General features: G+C 62.9%; 22 protein-coding genes. 12 read left to right on the top strand and 10 right to left on the bottom strand.

Features of this window, described 5'->3' with window-relative positions; translation table 11 throughout:
- Positions 1-15 precede the first annotated feature (15 nt).
- On the top strand, positions 16-675 hold the full coding sequence (gene tlpA, locus DW352_RS22385; RefSeq protein WP_115693405.1) for a thiol:disulfide interchange protein TlpA: 660 nt from the start codon (positions 16-18) through the stop codon (positions 673-675).
- A gap of 230 nt (positions 676-905) precedes the next feature.
- On the opposite strand, the gene DW352_RS22380 is transcribed toward tlpA, so the two are convergent.
- A complete protein-coding gene (locus DW352_RS22380) occupies positions 906-1,106 on the bottom strand; it encodes a hypothetical protein (RefSeq protein WP_115693404.1) in 201 nt (66 codons plus the stop codon).
- A gap of 125 nt (positions 1,107-1,231) precedes the next feature.
- Here DW352_RS22380 and DW352_RS22375 point away from each other — a divergent pair, with 125 nt between their 5' ends.
- Genes DW352_RS22375 through DW352_RS22365 form a run of 3 tightly spaced genes read left to right on the top strand, consistent with a single transcriptional unit; the run spans position 1,232 to position 3,059 of the window.
- Entirely contained in the window at positions 1,232-1,645 is a 414-nt protein-coding gene (locus DW352_RS22375) for an ArsR/SmtB family transcription factor (protein WP_115693403.1), read from the top strand.
- On the top strand, positions 1,543-2,373 hold the full coding sequence (locus DW352_RS27405) for an SRPBCC domain-containing protein (RefSeq protein ID WP_245434216.1): 831 nt from the start codon (positions 1,543-1,545) through the stop codon (positions 2,371-2,373). The genes DW352_RS22375 and DW352_RS27405 overlap by 103 nt, the downstream gene beginning before the upstream one ends.
- 35 nt (positions 2,374-2,408) lie before the next feature.
- On the top strand, positions 2,409-3,059 hold the full coding sequence (locus DW352_RS22365; protein WP_115693402.1) for a glutathione S-transferase family protein: 651 nt from the start codon (positions 2,409-2,411) through the stop codon (positions 3,057-3,059).
- A gap of 105 nt (positions 3,060-3,164) precedes the next feature.
- Here DW352_RS22365 and DW352_RS22360 read toward each other — a convergent pair whose 3' ends face one another.
- The 3 genes from DW352_RS22360 to DW352_RS22350 all read right to left on the bottom strand — a co-directional run bounded on the left by DW352_RS22360 (position 3,165) and on the right by DW352_RS22350 (position 5,873).
- Positions 3,165-4,046, bottom strand: coding sequence for a 3-hydroxybutyryl-CoA dehydrogenase (locus tag DW352_RS22360; protein WP_115693401.1), 882 nt, complete (start codon positions 4,044-4,046; stop codon positions 3,165-3,167).
- Between the two features lie 130 nt (positions 4,047-4,176).
- Entirely contained in the window at positions 4,177-5,121 is a 945-nt protein-coding gene (locus DW352_RS22355; RefSeq protein ID WP_115693400.1) for an electron transfer flavoprotein subunit alpha/FixB family protein, read from the bottom strand.
- A 2-nt stretch (positions 5,122-5,123) separates the two neighbouring features.
- The gene (locus tag DW352_RS22350; protein ID WP_115693399.1) at positions 5,124-5,873 is read right to left on the bottom strand and encodes an electron transfer flavoprotein subunit beta/FixA family protein; all 750 of its coding nucleotides are present in this window, start codon (positions 5,871-5,873) and stop codon (positions 5,124-5,126) included.
- 218 nt (positions 5,874-6,091) lie between these two features.
- Here DW352_RS22350 and DW352_RS22345 point away from each other — a divergent pair, with 218 nt between their 5' ends.
- From DW352_RS22345 to DW352_RS22335, 3 genes are all read left to right on the top strand, one after another.
- Positions 6,092-6,286 carry a twin transmembrane helix small protein gene (locus tag DW352_RS22345; RefSeq protein WP_115694557.1) on the top strand — a complete coding sequence of 65 codons (195 nt, stop codon included), beginning with the start codon at positions 6,092-6,094 and terminating at the stop codon, positions 6,284-6,286.
- 70 nt (positions 6,287-6,356) lie between these two features.
- Entirely contained in the window at positions 6,357-6,929 is a 573-nt protein-coding gene (locus DW352_RS22340) for a cob(I)yrinic acid a,c-diamide adenosyltransferase (protein ID WP_115693398.1), read from the top strand.
- Positions 6,930-7,029: 100 nt separating this feature from the next.
- Positions 7,030-9,177, top strand: coding sequence for a glycosyltransferase (locus tag DW352_RS22335; RefSeq protein WP_115693397.1), 2,148 nt, complete (start codon positions 7,030-7,032; stop codon positions 9,175-9,177).
- Positions 9,178-9,523: 346 nt separating this feature from the next.
- Here the strand turns inward: DW352_RS22335 and DW352_RS22330 are convergent, their stop codons facing one another.
- From DW352_RS22330 to DW352_RS26965, 4 genes are all read right to left on the bottom strand, one after another.
- The gene (locus tag DW352_RS22330; RefSeq protein ID WP_162827133.1) at positions 9,524-10,144 is read right to left on the bottom strand and encodes an acyl-homoserine-lactone synthase; all 621 of its coding nucleotides are present in this window, start codon (positions 10,142-10,144) and stop codon (positions 9,524-9,526) included.
- A 138-nt stretch (positions 10,145-10,282) separates the two neighbouring features.
- The gene (locus DW352_RS22325; protein ID WP_162827132.1) at positions 10,283-11,011 is read right to left on the bottom strand and encodes a LuxR family transcriptional regulator; all 729 of its coding nucleotides are present in this window, start codon (positions 11,009-11,011) and stop codon (positions 10,283-10,285) included.
- A 177-nt stretch (positions 11,012-11,188) separates the two neighbouring features.
- Positions 11,189-11,788 (bottom strand): SCO family protein, encoded by a 600-nt coding sequence (locus tag DW352_RS22320; protein WP_115693394.1) that lies wholly within the window; start codon positions 11,786-11,788, stop codon positions 11,189-11,191.
- 20 nt (positions 11,789-11,808) lie between these two features.
- Positions 11,809-11,967, bottom strand: a complete 159-nt coding sequence (locus DW352_RS26965) for a hypothetical protein (protein ID WP_162826667.1) — start codon at positions 11,965-11,967, stop codon at positions 11,809-11,811.
- A 194-nt stretch (positions 11,968-12,161) separates the two neighbouring features.
- On the opposite strand from DW352_RS26965, the gene DW352_RS22315 reads away from it, so the two are divergent.
- Complete coding sequence (locus DW352_RS22315) at positions 12,162-13,052, top strand: polysaccharide deacetylase family protein (RefSeq protein WP_115694556.1); 891 nt, start codon at positions 12,162-12,164, stop codon at positions 13,050-13,052.
- Between the two features lie 48 nt (positions 13,053-13,100).
- Here the strand turns inward: DW352_RS22315 and DW352_RS22310 are convergent, their stop codons facing one another.
- Positions 13,101-14,063, bottom strand: coding sequence for a LysR family transcriptional regulator (locus DW352_RS22310; protein WP_115693393.1), 963 nt, complete (start codon positions 14,061-14,063; stop codon positions 13,101-13,103).
- Between the two features lie 91 nt (positions 14,064-14,154).
- Between DW352_RS22310 and DW352_RS22305 the strand changes: the two genes are divergently transcribed.
- The 3 genes from DW352_RS22305 to DW352_RS22295 are packed head-to-tail and all read left to right on the top strand — an operon-like array spanning position 14,155 to position 17,626.
- Positions 14,155-15,639: a glutamine synthetase family protein gene (locus DW352_RS22305; protein WP_162827131.1), complete on the top strand. Its 1,485-nt coding sequence runs from the start codon at positions 14,155-14,157 to the stop codon at positions 15,637-15,639.
- A 23-nt stretch (positions 15,640-15,662) separates the two neighbouring features.
- Positions 15,663-17,036 (top strand): aromatic ring-hydroxylating oxygenase subunit alpha, encoded by a 1,374-nt coding sequence (locus tag DW352_RS22300; RefSeq protein WP_210209879.1) that lies wholly within the window; start codon positions 15,663-15,665, stop codon positions 17,034-17,036.
- Complete coding sequence (locus DW352_RS22295) at positions 17,033-17,626, top strand: aromatic-ring-hydroxylating dioxygenase subunit beta (protein ID WP_115693391.1); 594 nt, start codon at positions 17,033-17,035, stop codon at positions 17,624-17,626. The genes DW352_RS22300 and DW352_RS22295 overlap by 4 nt, the downstream gene beginning before the upstream one ends.
- A gap of 3 nt (positions 17,627-17,629) precedes the next feature.
- Here the strand turns inward: DW352_RS22295 and DW352_RS22290 are convergent, their stop codons facing one another.
- On the bottom strand, positions 17,630-17,848 hold the full coding sequence (locus DW352_RS22290) for a hypothetical protein (RefSeq protein WP_115693390.1): 219 nt from the start codon (positions 17,846-17,848) through the stop codon (positions 17,630-17,632).
- A 320-nt stretch (positions 17,849-18,168) separates the two neighbouring features.
- Here DW352_RS22290 and DW352_RS22285 point away from each other — a divergent pair, with 320 nt between their 5' ends.
- Entirely contained in the window at positions 18,169-19,413 is a 1,245-nt protein-coding gene (locus tag DW352_RS22285; protein ID WP_245434215.1) for a lytic transglycosylase domain-containing protein, read from the top strand.
- The last annotated feature ends 65 nt before the right edge of the window (positions 19,414-19,478 follow it).

Below are 19,478 nucleotides of genomic sequence, written 5' to 3'. Positions count from 1 at the left end.
AAGGTTTTTCCCGACATGACCGACCGATCTTCCAGCTTCGCCAAGAAACGGTTCGCCATGGTCCTGGCGGGCGGCGCGGCCGGCGTGATCGTCGGGTTGGGGGCGGTATACGGGATAGCCACCCTCACGCGCAATGCAGGGGGCGATAAGGCCTGCCGGCCCGCGGTGGCGCTGGCCAAGAAGGTCGCCCCCTTCGCCAAAGGCGAGGTCGCGGCGGTCAAGATGGCGCAGGACCCGCTCAAGGTGCCGAACCTGTCCTTCCACGACGTCGCGGGCAAGCCCGTCACGCTCGCGGATTTCAAGGGCCGCACCGTGCTTCTCAATCTATGGGCGACCTGGTGCGTGCCCTGCCGCACCGAGATGCCGGCGCTCAACGCGCTGGAAGAGAAACTCGGCAGCCCGGATTTCCAGGTGGTGGCGGTGAATATCGACACCCGCGATCCGGACAAGCCCAAGGCCTTCTTGAAGGAGGTCGGCGCCAATCACCTCGCCTATTACGCCGACGGCAATGCCAAGAGCTTCCAGGAGCTCAAGGCGGTCGGCCGCGCCTTCGGCATGCCGACGACGCTGCTGGTCGATCCGGCCGGCTGCGAGATCGGCACCATCGCCGGCCCCGCCGAATGGGCGAGCGAGGACGCGGTGAAGCTGATCACCGCGGCGCTGGGCAAGTCGTAATCCGAAGCACTGTCGCCGGGCCCGAACTAAACAGTGATGTCCAGATTCTGTCCGAGGTGATCCGGCAGGTTGCGACGCCGGTTGGCCGTCCCTGGATTGGGCCCCGCCGTCTCCTTGCCGCCATCGGCGCTTTCGCTGCGCCGGGCGCGCACGGGTGCGATCCTCTGCACCGCAACGAAGCGCGCCGTCACCATGCCGGCTGCTAGGGAGACCGGTTCCATGGCGCCCGATTAGACGGAAATATCCAGATTCTGGCCGACCCCGGCGCCGACATTGGCAAGGCGGTTCAGGTTCTGCGTCGCCGCGTCGAGCACCTGCGCGATCGCGCCCTGCGAGTCGGCGTTCATCTTCAGCATCTTGGCGGCGAGCGCCATCTGCACGCTGCCCATCTGGGCGCCGGCCATGGCTGAGACGAGAGAGGTCGGATCCATGACCCCTCTCATACGGTTTCCTTCCTCAACAAATGGCAAACGTCCGACTTGACTCCGGACGCCCGCAGGCAAATACTTAACCTATCGGTTTAGTATTTACACCCCCGCCCGACGAGCCACGCCCCATGAGCCTCGATCAAACCTTCGCAGCGCTCGCCGACCCGACACGCCGCGCGTTGCTCGCGCAGCTCTCCGAGCGCGACACTTTGTCCGTGAGCGAATTGGCGCGACCGCACGCGATGTCGCTGCCGGCGGTGATGAAGCATCTCGATGTCTTGTCGGATGCCGGGCTCGTCGAACGCAGCAAGACCGGCCGTACCGTGTCCGTGCGCCTGCGCGCCACGCCGATGCAGGAAGCCACCGACTGGCTCAACCGCTACCAGCGCTTCTGGAGTGAAAGCCTCGATCGTCTCGCGGCGTTTTTGGAGGAAGAAACATGTCAACCGACGTCGTCACCAAGCCAAGCCTCACCATCAAGCGCCGTTTCAACGTCCGCCCCGAAAAAGTCTTCCAAGCCTGGGCGGACCCGGAAAAACTGAAGAAATGGCTCGGGCCTGGCGAAGTTCGCTGTACGTCCGTCGAGGCCGATGCGCGGGCAGGCGGCCGCTACCGCTTCATCATGCAAAAGCCCGGCGCCCCGGAAGAGCATAACGTCGCCGGCGTCTATCGCGAGGTCGTTCCGAACGAGAAATTGGTTTTCACCTGGGCGTGGAAATCGACACCGGAACACGAGTCGCTCGTCACCGTCACGTTCAAACCGGATGGCGACGGCACGCTGATGACGCTCACGCACGAAAACTTCTTCGACGCGGATGCGCGCGACAGTCACAACCAAGGTTGGACCGGTGCCCTGCTCAAGCTCGAGACCTATCTGCACACGGCCGACGCGAAGCCGCATGGCAAGTTCATCTGGAACGAACTCAATACGCAGCATGTCAACGCCGCCCAGCGCTTTCTCGGCACCACGATCGGCTGGACCTTCGAGGCCATGGGCATGCCGGGCTTCACGTATTGGATCATCAAGAACGGTGATGACCGCGTCGGCGGCCTGTACGACACAAGCGCCGACGAGCGCTGCAAGGACGCGCCAGAACATTGGCTCTCGTACATCGCCGTCGACGATGTCGACACACGCTTCAAGACAGCGCTCATCGCCGGCGCCAAGGAAGTGCGCGCGCCGTCCGATATTCCGGGCGTCGGCCGTATCGCCATCCTCGAACAACCGGGCGGCGCCAAGATCGCGATGATCACGCCGCGGCCGATGTAACGCATCCGACTGTTGATCTAGGAAGGAGTAGTGACATGATTTCGGTAAGCGCTTTCCGCTGGGTACCCGAATTCGCGCGCGGTCTGGTGCGTGATCTGCGCGTGCGCTGGGCGTTGGAGGAAGCCGGCCTCCCCTACGATACATGGCTCATCGGGCCAAACGATCAGCAATCCGACACCTACCGGCGACTTCAGCCGTTCGGCCAGGTGCCGACCTACGAAGAGGACGGCTTCGTGCTGTTCGAGTCGGGCGCCATCGTCCATCACATCGCGACGAAGTCCGACACCTTGATGCCACGCGAGGAGAAAGCGCGCGCCCGCACGCTCACCTGGATGTTCGCCGCACTCAATTCGATCGAGCCGCACATCCAGAACCTGACCGCGATCGATCTCTTCCACGCCGATAAAGACTGGGCGAAAGAGCGCCGACCCGGCGCGCTGCAACTCGCGCAGTCGCGACTCGAGGCCTTATCGCAATGGCTCGACGGCCGTGACTATCTCGAGGAGCGCTTCACCGCCGCCGATTTGCTGATGGCCAGCGTGCTGCGCATTCCGCGTCACTGCGATCTGGTGACGGCGATGCCGGTGTTGGAGAACTATCGCCTGCGCTGCGAGGCGCGGCCGGCCTTCAAGCGCGCGCTGGCGGCACAGATGAACGACTTCGCGGAAAAGCCCGTGGCGGCATAGCGGCCGGCCTCGTCCCGAGGCGGGGGGCGCCCACATCCTTCGAGACGCGCTCCTTCGGAGCGCTGCTCAGGATGATGGCGGAGGGAGGTTGCGCGTAAAGAGCGCTTACCGCGTCGGCACCGGCTTTTCGCCGCGGTAATCGTAGAAGCCGCGCTTGGTCTTGCGGCCGAGCCAGCCGGCTTCGACGTATTTCACCAGCAGCGGGCACGGGCGGTACTTCGAGTCGGCAAGGCCCTCGTGCAGCACCTGCATGACCGACAGGCAGGTGTCGAGACCGATGAAGTCGGCCAATTCGAGCGGGCCCATCGGATGATGCGCGCCGAGGCGCATGGCGGTGTCGATCGCCTCGACGTTACCGACGCCTTCGTACAGCGTGTAGATGGCCTCGTTGATCATCGGCAGCAGGATGCGGTTGACGATGAAGGCCGGGAAATCTTCCGACACCGCGATGGTCTTGCCGAGCTTGCTGACGAAGGTCTTGCTGGCTTCAAAGGTGACATCGTCGGTGGCAATGCCGCGAATGAGCTCGACCAGCTCCATCAACGGCACCGGATTCATGAAGTGGATGCCGATGAAGCGCTCGGGGCGGTCCGTGGCCGAGGCCAGCCGCGTGATGGAGATCGACGAGGTGTTCGAGGCGACGATCGCCTCGGGCTTCAGCACCGTGCAGAGATCGGAAAAGATCTTGCGCTTGACGTCTTCTTTTTCGGTCGCGGACTCGATGACGAGATCGCAGTTCGTCAGGTCCTCGTACTTCTCGGCAGGCTTGATCAGCGCCAAGGCATTCTTACGCTCGTCCTCCGAGATCGTCTTCTTGGACACTTGGCGCGCCAGGTTACCTGTAACCGTCGCGATACCCGCTTTGATGCGGTCCGCCGACACGTCGTTGAGCATCACCGGGAAACCAGCAAGCGCGCAGACATGAGCGATACCGTTGCCCATCTGGCCTGCGCCGACGACCCCGACAGTTTTTATAGTCACAGCCATGTTCTTATTTCCGATCGATGGATATCCGGCGCACGCGGCCCCGAATGTCGTGAAGCGCGGCGGTTCGGCTCTCTTTGTACGCCGAACCGCCGGATCGCACCACCGGCGGTTCGGTCATTCTGACGCAGGCTCAGCGCTTGACCTTATCCAGCTCCGCCGACAGCTCCGGCAGCGCCTGATAGAGGTCGGCGACCAGACCATAGTCGGCGACCTGGAAGATGGGCGCCTCCTCGTCCTTGTTGATCGCAACGATGACCTTGGAATCCTTCATGCCGGCGAGATGCTGGATCGCGCCGGAAATGCCCACCGCGATGTACAGCTCCGGCGCCACCACCTTCCCGGTCTGACCCACCTGCCAGTCGTTCGGCGCGTAGCCCGCGTCGACCGCCGCGCGCGAGGCGCCGACGGCGGCGCCCAGCTTGTCGGCCACCGGCTCGATGTACTTGGTGAAGTTCTCACGGCTCTGCATGGCGCGGCCGCCGGAGATGATGATCTTGGCCGAGGTGAGCTCGGGACGATCCGACTTCGATAACTCCTCGCCGACGAAAGACGACAACGCCGGATCGCTCGCCGCCGTCGCGCTCTCGATTGGCGCCGAGCCGCCCTGCCCCGCCGCCTGGAAGGTCGAGGTACGGACAGTGATGACCTTCTTCGCGTCGGTCGACTTCACCGTCTGGATGGCGTTACCGGCATAAATGGGCCGCTCGAAGGTGTCGGGGGCCACAACCTTGATGATGTCGGAGATCTGCATCACGTCGATCAGGGCGGCGACGCGCGGCATGATGTTCTTGCCGTTGGTCGTGGCCGGCGCGACGAGTGCGTCATAAGAGCCCGCGAGCGAGACGATCAGCGCGGCCATCGGCTCGGCCAACTGATGCTCATAGGCATCGCCTTCGGCAACGAGCACCTTGGCAACGCCGTCGAGCTTGCTGGCGGCCTCGGCGGCGGCCTTAGCATCCTTACCCGCGATGAGGACGTGCACGTCGGCGCCGAGCGCCTTGGCCGCGCTTAGCGCCTTCGTGGTGGCATCCTTGAGCGACTTGTTATCGTGCTCGGCGATGAGAAGAGTGGTCATCGTTACAGCACCCCCGCTTCGTCTTTCAGCTTGCTCACGAGTTCGGCCACCGAGCCGACCTTGGCGCCCGACTTGCGGCCCGACGGCTCGGCCGTCTTGAGCACTTCAAGCCGCGGCTTCACGTCGACGCCGTAATCGGCCGGCGACTTCTCGTCGATCGGCTTCTTCTTCGCCTTCATGATGTTCGGCAACGAAGCGTAGCGCGGCTCGTTGAGACGCAGATCCGTCGTCACGATCGCCGGCGCCTTCAGCTTCACCGTCTGCAGGCCGCCGTCGACTTCACGCGTCACGCTGACGCTGTCGCCGTCGATGGCGAGCTTCGAGGCGAAGGTGCCCTGCGCCCAGCCGAGCAGCGCGGCAAGCATCTGGCCGGTCTGGTTGCTATCGTCATCGATGGCCTGCTTGCCCAGGATGACAAGGCCGGGCTGCTCGGCCTCGACGATGGCCTTAAGAATCTTGGCGACCGCGAGCGGCTCCACGACGCCTTCCGCCTTCACGAGGATACCGCGGTCGGCGCCCATCGCGAGCGCGGTGCGGATGGTCTCGGAGGCCTGCGCGGGGCCGATGGAGACGGCGACGATTTCCGTCGCTTTGCCGGCTTCTTTCAGTCGGATCGCTTCCTCGACGGCAATTTCGTCGAAGGGATTCATCGACATCTTGATGTTGGCGAGCTCCACGCCGGAGCCATCCGGCTTGACGCGGATCTTGACGTTGTAGTCGACGACCCGCTTGACCGGCACGAGAATTTTCATTGAGACCCCAGACCAGATAGACTTTTGGCGGAATGCGGCCGGAAGCTAATGGCGGTGCCATTGGCGTGTCAACGTCAATGCTGCGCCGCACGCAGGGCGCGCAATGCGAGCCGCCCTGCCCTGGCGGCTCCGTCTTCGTATACAGGCACTCCGGCGCGGCGGGCAGCCATGTCCAGACCGATTGGCCGGTCCGCAGCAAGGGTGCTAGAAGCCGGCGCATGTCGAATTTCATGTCGTTTTATCTGGTGCCGGCCGCCATCGCCGCCGTGGCGGTGGTGCTGCTGCTCGGGCTCGTCAATATGATGCGCGGCGGGTCGCCCAACCGCTCGCAGAAACTGATGCGACTGCGCGTGCTGCTGCAGTTCGTCGCTATCATCATCATTATGGCGACGATCTGGGTCATGGGCCGATAGCGTCCGCGACGCCCGCTCTGACTAAGATTGCGTCACGCTGAAGTTTTAATCGGCTATCGGGATCCGGAAAATGGTCGTGCTCAACCGCATCTACACCCGCACCGGCGACGACGGAACAACCTCGCTCGGCTCGGGGGCGCGACGCAAGAAATACGACCTGCGCGTGGACGCTTACGGCACGCTCGACGAGGTGAACGCCGTCCTCGGGCTGGTGCGGCTGTACACTGCGGGCAGTGCCGCGCTCGATCAGGCGCTCTCGCGCATCCAGAACGACCTTTTCGACGTCGAGGCCGACCTCTGCCTCGCCGAGAAGGGCCCGGGCGGAGCCCGGCTCACCGTGACCGAGGCGCAGGTCGCCTGGCTCGAGGCGGAAATCGACCGACTGAACGACACGTTGGAACCGCTACGGTCCTTCATCCTGCCGGGCGGCAGCCCCGCCTCGGCCTATCTGCACCTCGCCCGCACCGTCTGCCGGCGCGCCGAGCGCATCATGGTCGCGTTACAGGACCAGCCGGGCGAAGAGGTGTCGGCGCCATCCCTGCAATACGTCAACCGCCTGTCGGATTACCTGTTCGTCGCCGGCCGTTATGCCAACGACAAGGGTGCCGGCGACGTCCTGTGGCAGCCGGGACAACATCGCTAGCTGCGGCCTGCAACCGATTTTATATATTTTACAATTTAAAGTAGAAAAATAGAACGTACCACGATACGCTTGCCTGTGGTGGGGTAAGGGTGCGTGGGGCATGTCCGTTGCGGTCTTCGCCACAAGGGCCGGCGTGCGCGCCGCGTTCAAGCCCGGCGCGGCCGGCGTTCCCGCAACGGACGACCTGCCGCCGGACGGCAGCTTTCCCGAACTCGCATGCATTCGTCGCCACGTGCCGCCGGCGGGCCTCGCCATGGCGGAGATGCGCGCCGAGCGGGTCGGAGCCGGCGCCGACGTTGCGTTGGTCGCCGCGGGCGTCATCAGTGAGGAGGACTATGCGCGTGCGCTCGCGGCCGCGCTCGAGACGGCGTTCGAGCCGCTCGACGGGGCGCTGCGCGGGCGGTGCCCGGTCGACGACGTGCGGCTCATCGAGGGCGCGGCAGCGGGGCTCTTGCCGCTGGCGGAGGAAGAGGGATTGACGCTGGTGCTGGCGCCGCGCGGCGTCGCGGCGCGCCGCATCGTGCAGATCGCCAAGGACGATCCGAGGTGGCCGAAGCGCTTTCGCTTCACGACGCGGGAGCGGATGGTGCGCTTCGTCCTGCGCCACGCCGGCGCGACGCTTGTCGCGCGCGCCTGCAACCGGCTCAAGAACGAGATGCCGCTGTTCTCGGCCGCCGCCCCCCATCCCCCGAGCCGGATCGCGGCGCGCGTCGCGCTCGCGCTTGTCGCTGCGGCGGCAACGGTTGCTCCGTCCGCAACCCTGCTCGCCCTCTCCCCCATCTTGGCACTCGTATTTCTCGGCTGGCTCGGCTTGCGCTTGATCAGCGCCGCGACCGAGCAATCCCGCCCGAAGCCGTTGCCGGCCGTCGCGGACATCGAACTGCCGATTTACACCATCATTGCCGCGCTCTACCGCGAAGCAAGATCGGTTGAGGGGCTCCTGAACGCGATCGCGCGGATCGACTACCCGATTGAGAAGCTCGACGTCATTCTTGCGGTGGAGGCCGACGACCTCGAAACACGGTCGGCGATCGCCCGATGTCGAAGCCGCCTGCCTATCACCGTCATTCCGGTACCGGCCGCCGCGCCGCGCACCAAACCGAAGGCGCTCAACGCCGCACTGCCTTTCGCGCGTGGCGCCTTTACCGTTGTCTATGACGCCGAAGACCGCCCCGAACCCGATCAACTGCGCCGCGCTCTGCGCGCATTCGGCAGACATGGGGACGAACTGGCCTGCGTGCAGGCGCGGCTGTCCATCGACAACACGTCGGACAGTTGGCTCACGCGCCTCTTCACCGCGGAATATGCGGCCCATTTCGATGTGTTCCTCAACGGCTTGAGTCATCTAGGGCTACCATTGCCGCTGGGCGGCTCTTCCAATCATTTCTACACCGACGTGCTGCGCAAGATCGGAGCCTGGGATCCTTACAACGTGACTGAGGATGCCGACCTCGGCATGCGGCTCGCGCGCCTGGGCTATCGCTCGGCCGTGATCGACTCAACGACTTATGAAGAAGCGCCGGCGCGCCTCGGGCCGTGGCTGCGCCAGCGAACGCGGTGGTTCAAAGGCTGGATGCAGACATGGTGCGTACACATGCGCCAGCCGCGCCGATTGTTACACGACCTCGGCCCCGCAGGCTTTTTCGCCTTCCAGTTCGCGGTCGGCGGCAACGTGCTGGGAGCCCTGGTACATCCGTTCTTCCTCGCCGGCGCCGTCGCGTTCGTCATAGCCGGCCCGCCTGCAGGCGAAGAAAACGAGACGACTGTCGCCATCCTTGCGGCGTTGTATGGAATCAATGTTCTCGTTGGCTATTTCACCTCGGCCTTGCTCGCATGGATTGGCCTCAGCCGACGCGGACTGTTGCCGACGGCATGGATACTGCTTCTCACACCGCTGAACTGGCTATTGTTGTCGATCGCTGCTTGGCGAGCAGCCTATCAATTCGTGGCCGCGCCGTACCGTTGGGAAAAGACAGAGCACGGACTCGCCAAAAGCTCACGGCGCATCGACGCTCTCGTACGCTCTCTCACCGATCTCGAGCGCCAATTGCGCGGCAAAGCGGCGACCAGCACGCACTCTTTATCGAAGAAGGCCCGAGAGCGCATCGCGGCGCTGCGCTGGACATCGCGGCAGAGCGCTCACAAACGCCGCCCCCGCGCCCGCATGCGAGGACGCTTGGATACCCGAGAACGATCGACTGGCTTGCCGGAAGAATCCTCAGCCGGGCAATCGTCGAGGTCCGAGTAGCCGAACATGACCATGGTCAATTCGAGTTGGAGCATATCAAGAAGCTGGGTGGCAAAGCGCAGTTGGTTCCGCGCTGCCACTTCGTTAAGCTTGGAAACCGTCGACAACAACTCGTTGATCTCCTCGTCGCGCCCAGACATTCCTTCAATTCTCCAGACGTGGATTTTCAGATGACATGTTCACAGACGCGCTCAACCGAGCCGGGCGACACAGGCAGCGGAGCGCCGGATCCCGGTGAGGGACTCCGGCTTTTGAAAGCGTTCATGACGATCGCGGATCCCACGATACGCACCGCGATCGTTGAGTTCGTGGAATCGATGGCGGGCGCACATGCGCGAAGCGCCGACTAGGCCGTTGCAGCGATGGGTTCGGTCATCAGGATTGGGCCCGGCACACCCAGACATGCGCGGGTCTGATAGAGCGTGCTGAAATCGAATCGCATGTGTACCGCTACGACCTGTTCGCCTTCCATTTCCACCGGTAGCCCCAACAAATTCACCTCGAAGCCCATCTCGAGATGGCGATCGATGAATTTCGGATTGTACTCGACGACGACGTCGCGCACGCCATGCATGAACAGCCACTCCATGCCGGCGAGTTGCACGCGCGCTGCGACCTCACCCCATTTCGACCGCCCGCGCTTGAGCGGCTGGACACAATAACGGGTCCACTCCCAGATCGCCGGACCGCGCGGCTCGGGCCGCGCGCATAAATGCCCATGCACATCGGCCAGCAGATGCGGATGCGTTGTCGGCGTCATCCGCATGTGGCCAATGACTGAATTCCTCTCCAACGCCAGGACATAGATGCATTGAGGTCCGTCGAACTGATCGACCTCCCGCCCGTCCGGTTTGCGCAGATCTTCCCACCTCTTCTCATCGACGAAGACCCGATGGCGCAACTTGAACGCCCCCTCGAGCAGCCGGTCGCAGCCGGGGCGAATGCCTTGCAAAACCTTGATTTCCACGATTTTCTCCGCGATCGAAGCGATCGCGGAGAACCTGCGGGAACCCCCTCAGGTCGGGAATCATCGTTTCCTATGATTGACGTTGGCGCTTGGTCGCGACGCCCGACTGCTTCGCGGGCAAAATCGCCGTACGCCGCCCTACGACAAAATGCCCCAGCGAATGGCCCGTGCAGTCGCCTGCGCGCGAGTGACCACATCGAGCTTACGGCACAAATTGGTGATGTGGGACTGCACCGTCGGCAGCGAGACGGACAGAATGTCGGCGATATCCTGAGACGTCTTGCCCTCGGCGGTCCACTTCAAGACTTCGATTTCGCGCGGGGTCAACGGCCGCTGCTGATCCGGATGCAGCGGACGTACGCCCATGATCTCGCGCATTTTGTCGTGCGCGTAGATCGCGATCAGCAGAATCGCGGGCCTGTCCTCCCAGGCCACTTCGAAGCGATCGCCGGCGAACATGACCGTCGCGAGTTGTCCCTTCAGCGACTGGATCGGAACGTTGAAGCCCGTCAGCAGATCGAACTCGGTCGCTTCGTCCATGATCGCGCGGGCGGCAGCTTCCTTGCTGCGATCGACGGCCACTTCGTGCCACGCGAATGGTTGTGTGGAACGGCGCAGACGTTTGATGACGGGGTCGCTGTTGAGATACTGGCGTTCGAGGTAGCGCTCATGCCATCCCGCCGGCCACCGCTCCGCATACGAATAACGTTCGAAGTCTTGATGTGTGTGGGGAATGCTGGTGACGGCGCAGGCTTTGTTAAAGCCGAATTGGGCGCCGACCTTCGCCAAGATAGCCATGAGTTCATCCGGCTTCTCGGCGCGCTTTATCTCTTCAATGGTGTCGAAAACGAACGCCGTGCGGTCCATGCCGCGTGCCCGCCCCCTCGAACTCCCCATTGGCACTCTGAGAGGAAACGGATGTTCTCGCAAGGCAATGTTGCAGACCTAACGAATGATAATTAGTTCGATTAAGTAACCTCAGGTTGAATAATTTTCAGAGTACGATCTGAAGCATATTCACAAATGAAGCGACCACAACCTGCGCTACATGTAACGACGCAATTCGGTTGCAGCCTCTTCGGGGCTACGCTTCAAACTGAACGGCGCGACAAAGCGGCCTTGCTTGTCCATCAAGTAGACGAGCGCCGTGTGATCCATGGTGTAGTCGCCGCCGTCTGTCGGGATCTTCTTGGCGTAGACCCGATATGCCTTCTCGGCGACGTCGATCGCCGCACGATCCCCGGTCAAGGCCCGTAAATGTGGATCGAAGCTCGACAGATAGTCCTTCATGGCGGCCTGCGTATCGCGCTCAGGATCGACGGTAATGAAGTAGGCGGCCATCCGGTCAGCGTCCGGACCGAGCGCCCGCAGCACTTCAGAGACCTCAAACAGCGTGGTCGGGCAGACATCCGGACAATGCGTGTAACCGAAGAAGATCAGCGTCGGCTTTCCCTTCAGGTCTTGATCGGTCACCTGCTTGCCGTTCTGGTCGACGAGCTGGAAAGGGCCGCCGATGGCGCTCACCGCGGGAGCGCGGCCGCCCGTCAGCTGGCCTGTCGCGTAAAGGAAAACAGCGAGAAAAACCGCCAACCCGGCGGCAAAAGCGGCAAGAACGAGCAAGAAATGCTTGGCGCGCGCGGTCATGCTGGCCCTACGTCTTGAGTTCAGAAGCAGGCCACCCAGCCGGTACGGATGACTTCAAAGAACACCGCAGTACCATAGAAGACCCACAGGCCTGCCGTTGCAGCCAACAGCAGACCGCCGACCAGACCGGCAACGAGCAGCGGCCGTGCCATCACACCAGGGGTAACGATCGTGGACATGCCATAATCCGAATTCGACGAGAGTGAGATAGGCCCGATTGTCACTCAAAGCAATTCGGTGCGACACACGGCCGTTAACCATTGCGGCATTGAGGGTCATGGAACTGTGGCGAATCACCGACTCGCGTTGACTCAAAAGGTTAAAGTCGCGATGAATAAGGCGAACTTTTGCCATTTCCGACATGGAGACCGTAATGCGTAACGCTTTGGCGATGGCCGCAGCAATTTCACTGTCGTTAGCGGCCGGCAGTGCCTGGGCGCAGAATGCTCCAGCTCAAGCTCCCGCCGCCACGCAGGCGAAATGCGACAATCCTAATGCGCTCGGTGTCGCGCGCATCGTTCAGATCGACACTACCGGCGGTCCGGGCTTCGGCTTTGAGCACTTCAAGGCTTACGACTTCCTGCGCGACAAAGAGGTCGTGCTGACGTTCGACGACGGTCCGTGGCCGGGCCACACGCCGGCCGTGCTGAAGGCTCTGGCCGATGAATGCACGAAGGCGTTGTTCTTCCCGATCGGCAAGCATGCCGGCTGGTACCCTGAAATTCTCAAGCAGGTCGCGGCCGGAGGACACACGATCGGCTCGCACACCTGGTCGCATAAGGACCTGTCGCGCTTGTCGACGGAAGAAGCCACCGCCGAAATCGAAAAGGGCATCGCGGCCGTCAGCATCGGCCTCGGCAACAAGCCGACCGCACCGTTCTTCCGCTTTCCTGCTCTGCGCCACCCGCCGGAGCTCGTGAAGTATCTCGGCGAGCGCAATGTCGGCATCTTCTCCACCGACCTCGACTCGTTCGACTTCAAGATGCGTAAGCCCGACCAGGTCGTGAAGTCGGTGATGACCAAGCTGGAAAAGCACGGCAAGGGCATCATCCTGATGCACGACTTCCAGCAGGCAACCGCCCATGCGGCGGCCGATCTGCTCAAGCAGCTCAAGGAAAAGGGCTACAAGGTCGTGCAGATCGTCGGCAAGACGCCGCTCGAGCCGAAGAAGGAATATGTCGACATGGTCATGAAGGAGATCGGCGGCGGCCTCGAGACCGCTCGGCCGATGTCCAGCGTCATCCAGACCATCGAAGGCAACTAAGCAGCGTTCGTTCCTGATGGCCGGCCGCGCGGCACCCGCGCGGCCGGCTTATTTTTTGGCGCTGCGCAAATCGCGGGCTGCCCGCTTGAAGCAATCGACCAACCGTTGCGCGGCCGGCGACAGACCGCGCTCGCGCGTGTGCGCCATTACGACAGGCGATGGCCCGGCCAGGCGCGGCAGTTTCACGATGCGGAGCGCGCCGAGCTTGGCGAAGTAGTCGGCAATATCGGACGACAGCACCCACAGCAGATCGCGCTCGGCCATCAGCGCCACATTGGTCTGGATCGAGGACGATTCGATCAGCGCACGCTTGGGATGCTGGCGCAGACGCCCAAACAGCGCTTCCACGCCATTGCGCATGGGCGTGCCGGTTTCGGGCAGTATCCAGTCGTAGGCCAAGACCTCGTCCCAGCTCGGACGCGATCCGCGCGCGAGCGGATGGCGCGGGCCGCAGACGATGTTGGTTGATGGATTGTACAGCTCTTCGACGACCAGAGCCCGATCCGCGCCGCTGAGGTCGAGCCGGCCGACGATCAGGTCGAAGCGCCCGCCGCGCAGGCCTCCAAGCAGTTCCTCGATCGTGCCTTCACGGACACGCACGGAGATATTGGGCGCGCTGCCCAGCAAACTGTCGAGCGCGCGCGGCACCAGGGCATAACAGGAGCCGACGCCCGCGCCGAGGCTGATCGACCCGATAAGCCCCGCCTCGATTGCATCCAACTCGCCCTGGGCCCGGTCGAGATCGCCGACGAAGGTCGCGGCGCGGCGCAGCAGCGCACGCCCGGCCGCCGTCGGCCGCAAACTGCGCCCTGCCCGCTCGAACAGCGTCACACCGAGATCGACCGCTAACGTGTGGAGCAGCTTGGACGCGGCCGGCTGCGAGAGGTTCACTTCGCGGGCCGCCGCGCTGAGCGTCGGTGCATGATCGAGAGCCGCCAGGAGTTCGAGCTGTCGCATCCGCAAGCGGTTGCGCAGGCTGCGGCTGGGGGCGCGGCGGGCTTTGGTCGTCATATGCCTCTTTCGGTATGAATTAGCGCCAACAATTCATTTGATTATACTAAGTCGAAATCAGCACACTCGCAGCATGTCAGGCAATTCCCGGATGGCGTCTCCGCAAGGTTTCATCGAGAAGCACGGTCTGTGGACCGATGCACAACAAGCGCGGGCGGCGGAGATCAAGCGGCGCCTCGACGGCGGCCACATCAAGCTCGTCCGCGTCGCCTGGGCTGACCCGCATGGCGCCTCACGCGCCAAAACAGTGACCGCCGGGGCTTTCATCGGCGCCCTCACCAGCGGCTACAACATCAACGTCGCGACCACGACATTGGACTCGGCCGGCGCACGCACCTTCGCCTCGTTCACGCGCGGCGGCGGCATGGGCCTTACCGAGATGACCGGCTCGCCCAACCTCACCATCGTGCCGGACCCGTTGACGTTCCGTGTGCTGCCCTGGGCGGAAGACATCGGCTGGGTGCTGTGCGACGAGTACTTCAACGGTGGTACGCCCTATCACTTCTCGCCACGGCAACTGCTGAAGAGGCAACTCAAGCGTCTCGCCGACCGCGGCATGGAATGTCGTATCGGACTCGAGGTCGAGTGGTATTTGCTCAAGCCGCTCGAGGACCTGAGCGATGACCATGTCGGCGCGCCGGGTGTGCGCGGCCGCGCCCTCCGCACAGCGCCGATCGAGCCGGGTCTCTCCTATCATTCGGAGACCAACTTCGACCTGATGCAGCCGGCGCTGTCGATCATGGCCGACGCCTACGAAAAGCTCGGCCTGCCGTTGCGCTCGATCGAAAACGAATGGGGACCCGGCCAGGTCGAATGCACCTTTGCCCCCAAAACGGCGCTCGAAACCGCGGACAACATGCTTCTGTTCCGGACAGCCACCCGACAGGTCGCCCGACGTCTCGGCCTGTTTGCAACGTTCATGACGCGGCCCGCGGTCAAAGGCTGCGTATCGAGCGGGTGGCACCTGCATCAGTCGCTGGTCGATGTGGACGGACGCAATCTGTTCATGCCGGGCGCGAACGAAAGGCACCTCTCTTCGCTCGGGAAAACCTGGCTCGGCGGGCTCATCGAGAAGGCCGCCCCAGCGAGCCTGTTCTCGTGCCCGACGGTCAACGGCTATCGGCGCTACCGGCCGAGCTCGCTGGCGCCAGACCGCGCCTGCTGGAGCTATGACCACCGCGGCGTGATGCTGCGCGTGCTCGGCGGCCCGAACGACCCGGCAACCCGTATCGAAAACCGCGCCGGCGAGCCGATGGCCAACCCGTATCTGTTCATCGCCTCACAGATCATTGCCGGTCTCGATGGCGTCGATAACAAGCGCGATCCCGGACCGTCGGAGGAAGAGCCCTACACCGCCGACCGGCCGAAGCTGCCGGTGACGCTCGGCGATGCGCTCAAACTGGCCAGCGGCGATGCCCTCTACCGCGCCGAATTCGGGCCAGTCTTCATGGACTATTACACGCGCTTCAAGGGCACCGAACTCGGCCGCTTCGAGACCTTCCTTGCCGAGCGCGGTATCCCCGCCGGCAACGACACCACCGAGTGGGAGCAGAACGAGTACTTCGACTTCTTCTGAGCGCACGATAAGGAGCGCAGACAATGCTTGAGAAAGTGCCCGGACCGCGGCTCGAGATGCCACCCACCTACGATTGGGACGATCTCGTCCAGGCGGACCGCGTCCACCGTACGCTCTACACCGACCCGAACATCTTCGCGCTGGAGATGACCCATATCTTCGGCGGCACGTGGGTCTATCTCGCACACGAAAGCCAGATCCCGAACAACAACGACTTCGTCACCGCCAAGCTCGGACTGCGGCCGCTCATCGTCACGCGCGACGCCAACGGCAAAATCCGCGCGCTGTATAATCGCTGCACGCATCGTGGCACAACCTTGTGCCGCTGGGACAAGGGCAACACAAAGTCGTTTCAGTGCCCCTATCACGGCTGGAACTTCCTTAACACCGGCCAACTGCGCGGCGTGCCCTGGCCCGACGGCTACACGGCCGACATCCGCGATCCGAAGTTCAATCTGGCACAGCTCGAACGGGTCGAAAGTTATCGCGGCTTCATCTTCGGCACGCTCAATCCGGACATGCCGCCCCTAATCGAGTGGCTCGGGCCGATAACCAAGCCGATCGACGATTGGCTCGATCGCAATCCCGGCGGCAAGGTCGTCGTTTGTGAAGCCAATCGCCTCAAATACAAAGGCAACTGGAAGCTCGCCTACGACAACTCCTCCGATGGCTATCACGTCATCTATTCGCATCGCTCGCTGATCGAGACGGAAAATCGCTTCAACGATCCGACCGGCAAGGAAAAGGGTATGGCCTTTTACAAAGGCTCGCCCGACAAGCTGGAGATGTACGTCGCCTATACCGGCAACGGCCATCACTTCAAGGACAAGCGGCCGAACATCGAGAAGCGCGCCGGCGGCCTATGGGCGATCGAGTCGCTGCACCCCGGCATGGAGTATTACGCCGAAAAGTTGCGCAAGCGGCTCGGGCCACGCGCTGACGCAGCGCTAGACCTCGCCGGTTCCGAGCCCGTCAACATCAACGTGTTCCCCAACCTCTCGCTCTTGGGCAACCATATTCAGGTTTTCGAGCCGGTGTCGGTGAATGAAACCAATGCCGTCTGGTATGGCACGCGCGTCGAGGACGACGGCACCTGGGACCAGGAGACCATCGACGACATCAATGCGCTGCGCATGCGCACGCAGGAAGGCTTCCCGAATCTCGGCGAAGTCGACGACATCACCAATTTCGAGCAGATCCAGGTCGGACTTGGCTGCCTCGAAGATGAATGGGTCTACATGAACCGCGGCTTCGGCATGCCCGAACGCTTCCGCACCGACGAGCAGGGCGTGATCTACGGCCCCGCCACCGATGAAGTGTTCATGCGCGAATACATCAAGGAGTGGAAACGGCTGATGCAGGCCGATCCGAATCTCATTGTGAGGCGCGATCCATGAACGCACCGGTCAAACACGATCCCGCCCGCAGCTCCTATTATCTCGGCGACGACCTCTATCAGGAGATCGTCGACGGCTATGCCGACTGGCAGAACGACGCACTTCTCGTCGAGGACCGGAACGTCACGGCGCACTTTGAGCGCCTACTTTACCGCGAGGCACGATTGCTCGATCGCGGCCTCTATGAGGAATGGCTGAAGGTCTTCGCGCCGGAATTCGTCTACTGGGTGCCGGGCACCGCTGATGGTGGCGACCCGCGCCGTGAGATCGCCGTGACCTTCGACGACCGGCGCCGCACGGAAGACCGCATCTTCCGCTTTCGTACCGGCTACGCGTGGTCGCAGTCGCCGCCTTCGCGCACCGTGCACTTGATCGGCAATGTCGAGGTGTTCAGAACGGCGCGCGAGCGCGTGATGATGGTACGCTCCAACTTCTCGATCAGCGAGTTTTGGAGCGGCGCGACGCGCACGCTAACCGGCTCCTACGGCCATCGCTTCATCGAGATCGGTGGACAATGGCTGATCCGGTGCAAGCGCGTCGACCTGATCGAATGCGATCAGTGCCTCCGCAATCCGAGCATCGTCCTGTAGCGCTCAGCGCCGCGGCTTGCGGCGGCGCTCCGGCAATGTCTCGATATTGATCATTTGCGCCGCATAGACCTTACGGTGGCCACAGCGGGGGCAATTGACTGAAAACTCCTCGGCGACCGCCGCGAGCTTGCGTAGGTAGATCGGGCTTTGACATTTCGCGCAGGCGACCGCGCCGCGCTGATAGGTCCCGATTGTCTGGCGGGGCGATTGGTACAGCAACATCCTGTTTGCATCCTGGTTGGCTTTGAATCCAACTTGAATGAAATTGCCTGCAGTCGCCTTAAGCGTGGAACGACCAGAATATGAATCGCCGTTAGCGATGACGCAGAGCGATCCAGCGGCACAAACAGAAATAACTGTGCGATTCGGTATTCCGCTAGGCATTTTGCGCGGCAAGCGACGGAACTAAGGCGCGACTACGGCGCCACTGCCACAATGCCTCCCTCTTGCCGCGTCAGCTTCAAATAAGTGTCTCGTTCTGAGGCGACACGGGCGATCCGCGAGGGGGAATACTCCTTACCAACCACTCAAAGCAGCCGCGCATGCGCGGCGTGCAACAGGACTCTCAACGGATGCGGTGGCTGTTCGTACCCGCTTGCCTGGGCTTGACGGCGTTGTCGGCGCCGGTGGGCAATGACTTCGGCATACCGTTCGAACAGCTCAATCACGCACGTGTCGCGACGTCCGCTTCAGTGTCAGAGCCCCTCCCGTCAATTGCAGCCGACGGGCGCGAAGAACAAGCAACGGAAGAAGCCCTGTCGAACGACAAGCCGGCCGTTCCGACAGAGCAAGAAACGGCCTCATCGCAGATCGACAACGCGCTGATCGGCGTCGCGCCGCTTCCCAAGCCGAAGCCTGAGATCAAGCCGGTCATCTATCGCAGCAAGGAAGAAGTCTGCGACACGCTGACGAAGGCCGCGCACAACAACGGCTTGCCGGTACCGTTCTTCATTCACCTGCTCTTCCAGGAAAGCCGCTTCAGCCCCGGTGTCGTCAGCAACGCCGGCGCGCAAGGTATCGCGCAGTTCATGCCGGACACGGCATCGGAATGGGGCGTCGACAATCCCTTCGATCCGCTGCAGGCCATTCCCGCTTCGGCGCGGCTGCTGCGTAATCTGTTCGAGCGATTTGGCAATCTTGGCCTCGCCGCCGCGGCCTATAATGCAGGCCCCAGGCGCATCCAGGATTGGCTCGCCAAGAAGGGCTCGCTGCCGCAAGAGACCCAAGGATATGTGAAGACCATTACCGGCAGGCGGCCGGAGGGCTGGACCGGAAACGAAAGCGGCACACCCGCGCTGAAGCTGCCGCGCCATGCGCCCTGCCAGGACGAGGCTGGCCTGCTGGCCTGGAACGGGCCCGACGAAATCCCGACGCCGATCGTGGCACCGCATCGGCGGTCGAAGGAACCCGTGGTGGTCGCAGCTGCGGCACCGTCGAAGAAGGGCGATATCTCGGCCGGCAAGAATGCGAAGTCGGAGGCAAACACCGAGACAAAGGGCGAGGCCAAGGCCGAAGCGAAGGCTGGCGTAAAGATCACCCACAGCGGCGGCCATGCGACCGCGACGATCAAAGTTGCCGACGCCTCAGGCGGGCTCCCGCACGTTGCCTCCTTACGCGACAACGACAGGCACGGCGCACGCAAAAAAGACGAGCCCAAGAAAATCGTCGCCGAGGAAAAGAGCAAGCCAGCGGCTGAAAAAAAGGCGGCAAAAAGCAAAAACGCAAAGGAAGCGCTGCAACTGGCGGCGCGCAAGCATCCGCGCAAACTGCGCGTTTCCGAGCGCTAAGCCGTGACCAAAAGCTGGTGCCGTCGCTCACGCGACGACACCAGTTGTATTGCCGATTGAGCGCG

It is taken from the genome of Pseudolabrys taiwanensis (assembly GCF_003367395.1).
Taxonomy (GTDB): domain Bacteria; phylum Pseudomonadota; class Alphaproteobacteria; order Rhizobiales; family Xanthobacteraceae; genus Pseudolabrys; species Pseudolabrys taiwanensis.
This window is presented reverse-complemented; position numbering and strand designations above follow the sequence as displayed.

Excerpts from the sequence above, each read along its gene's own strand:
- tlpA (WP_115693405.1), top strand. The coding sequence starts at position 16 with ATGACCGACCGATCTTCCAGCTTCGCCAAGAAACGGTTCGCCATGGTC.
- DW352_RS22380 (WP_115693404.1), bottom strand. The coding sequence starts at position 1,106 with ATGGATCCGACCTCTCTCGTCTCAGCCATGGCCGGCGCCCAGATGGGC.
- DW352_RS22375 (WP_115693403.1), top strand. The coding sequence starts at position 1,232 with ATGAGCCTCGATCAAACCTTCGCAGCGCTCGCCGACCCGACACGCCGC.
- DW352_RS27405 (WP_245434216.1), top strand. The coding sequence starts at position 1,543 with ATGTCAACCGACGTCGTCACCAAGCCAAGCCTCACCATCAAGCGCCGT.
- DW352_RS22365 (WP_115693402.1), top strand. The coding sequence starts at position 2,409 with ATGATTTCGGTAAGCGCTTTCCGCTGGGTACCCGAATTCGCGCGCGGT.
- DW352_RS22360 (WP_115693401.1), bottom strand. The coding sequence starts at position 4,046 with ATGGCTGTGACTATAAAAACTGTCGGGGTCGTCGGCGCAGGCCAGATG.
- DW352_RS22355 (WP_115693400.1), bottom strand. The coding sequence starts at position 5,121 with ATGACCACTCTTCTCATCGCCGAGCACGATAACAAGTCGCTCAAGGAT.
- DW352_RS22350 (WP_115693399.1), bottom strand. The coding sequence starts at position 5,873 with ATGAAAATTCTCGTGCCGGTCAAGCGGGTCGTCGACTACAACGTCAAG.
- DW352_RS22345 (WP_115694557.1), top strand. The coding sequence starts at position 6,092 with ATGTCGAATTTCATGTCGTTTTATCTGGTGCCGGCCGCCATCGCCGCC.
- DW352_RS22340 (WP_115693398.1), top strand. The coding sequence starts at position 6,357 with ATGGTCGTGCTCAACCGCATCTACACCCGCACCGGCGACGACGGAACA.
- DW352_RS22335 (WP_115693397.1), top strand. The coding sequence starts at position 7,030 with ATGTCCGTTGCGGTCTTCGCCACAAGGGCCGGCGTGCGCGCCGCGTTC.
- DW352_RS22325 (WP_162827132.1), bottom strand. The coding sequence starts at position 11,011 with ATGGACCGCACGGCGTTCGTTTTCGACACCATTGAAGAGATAAAGCGC.
- DW352_RS22320 (WP_115693394.1), bottom strand. The coding sequence starts at position 11,788 with ATGACCGCGCGCGCCAAGCATTTCTTGCTCGTTCTTGCCGCTTTTGCC.
- DW352_RS26965 (WP_162826667.1), bottom strand. The coding sequence starts at position 11,967 with ATGTCCACGATCGTTACCCCTGGTGTGATGGCACGGCCGCTGCTCGTT.
- DW352_RS22315 (WP_115694556.1), top strand. The coding sequence starts at position 12,162 with ATGCGTAACGCTTTGGCGATGGCCGCAGCAATTTCACTGTCGTTAGCG.
- DW352_RS22310 (WP_115693393.1), bottom strand. The coding sequence starts at position 14,063 with ATGACGACCAAAGCCCGCCGCGCCCCCAGCCGCAGCCTGCGCAACCGC.
- DW352_RS22305 (WP_162827131.1), top strand. The coding sequence starts at position 14,155 with ATGGCGTCTCCGCAAGGTTTCATCGAGAAGCACGGTCTGTGGACCGAT.
- DW352_RS22300 (WP_210209879.1), top strand. The coding sequence starts at position 15,663 with ATGCTTGAGAAAGTGCCCGGACCGCGGCTCGAGATGCCACCCACCTAC.
- DW352_RS22295 (WP_115693391.1), top strand. The coding sequence starts at position 17,033 with ATGAACGCACCGGTCAAACACGATCCCGCCCGCAGCTCCTATTATCTC.
- DW352_RS22290 (WP_115693390.1), bottom strand. The coding sequence starts at position 17,848 with ATGTTGCTGTACCAATCGCCCCGCCAGACAATCGGGACCTATCAGCGC.
- DW352_RS22285 (WP_245434215.1), top strand. The coding sequence starts at position 18,169 with ATGCGCGGCGTGCAACAGGACTCTCAACGGATGCGGTGGCTGTTCGTA.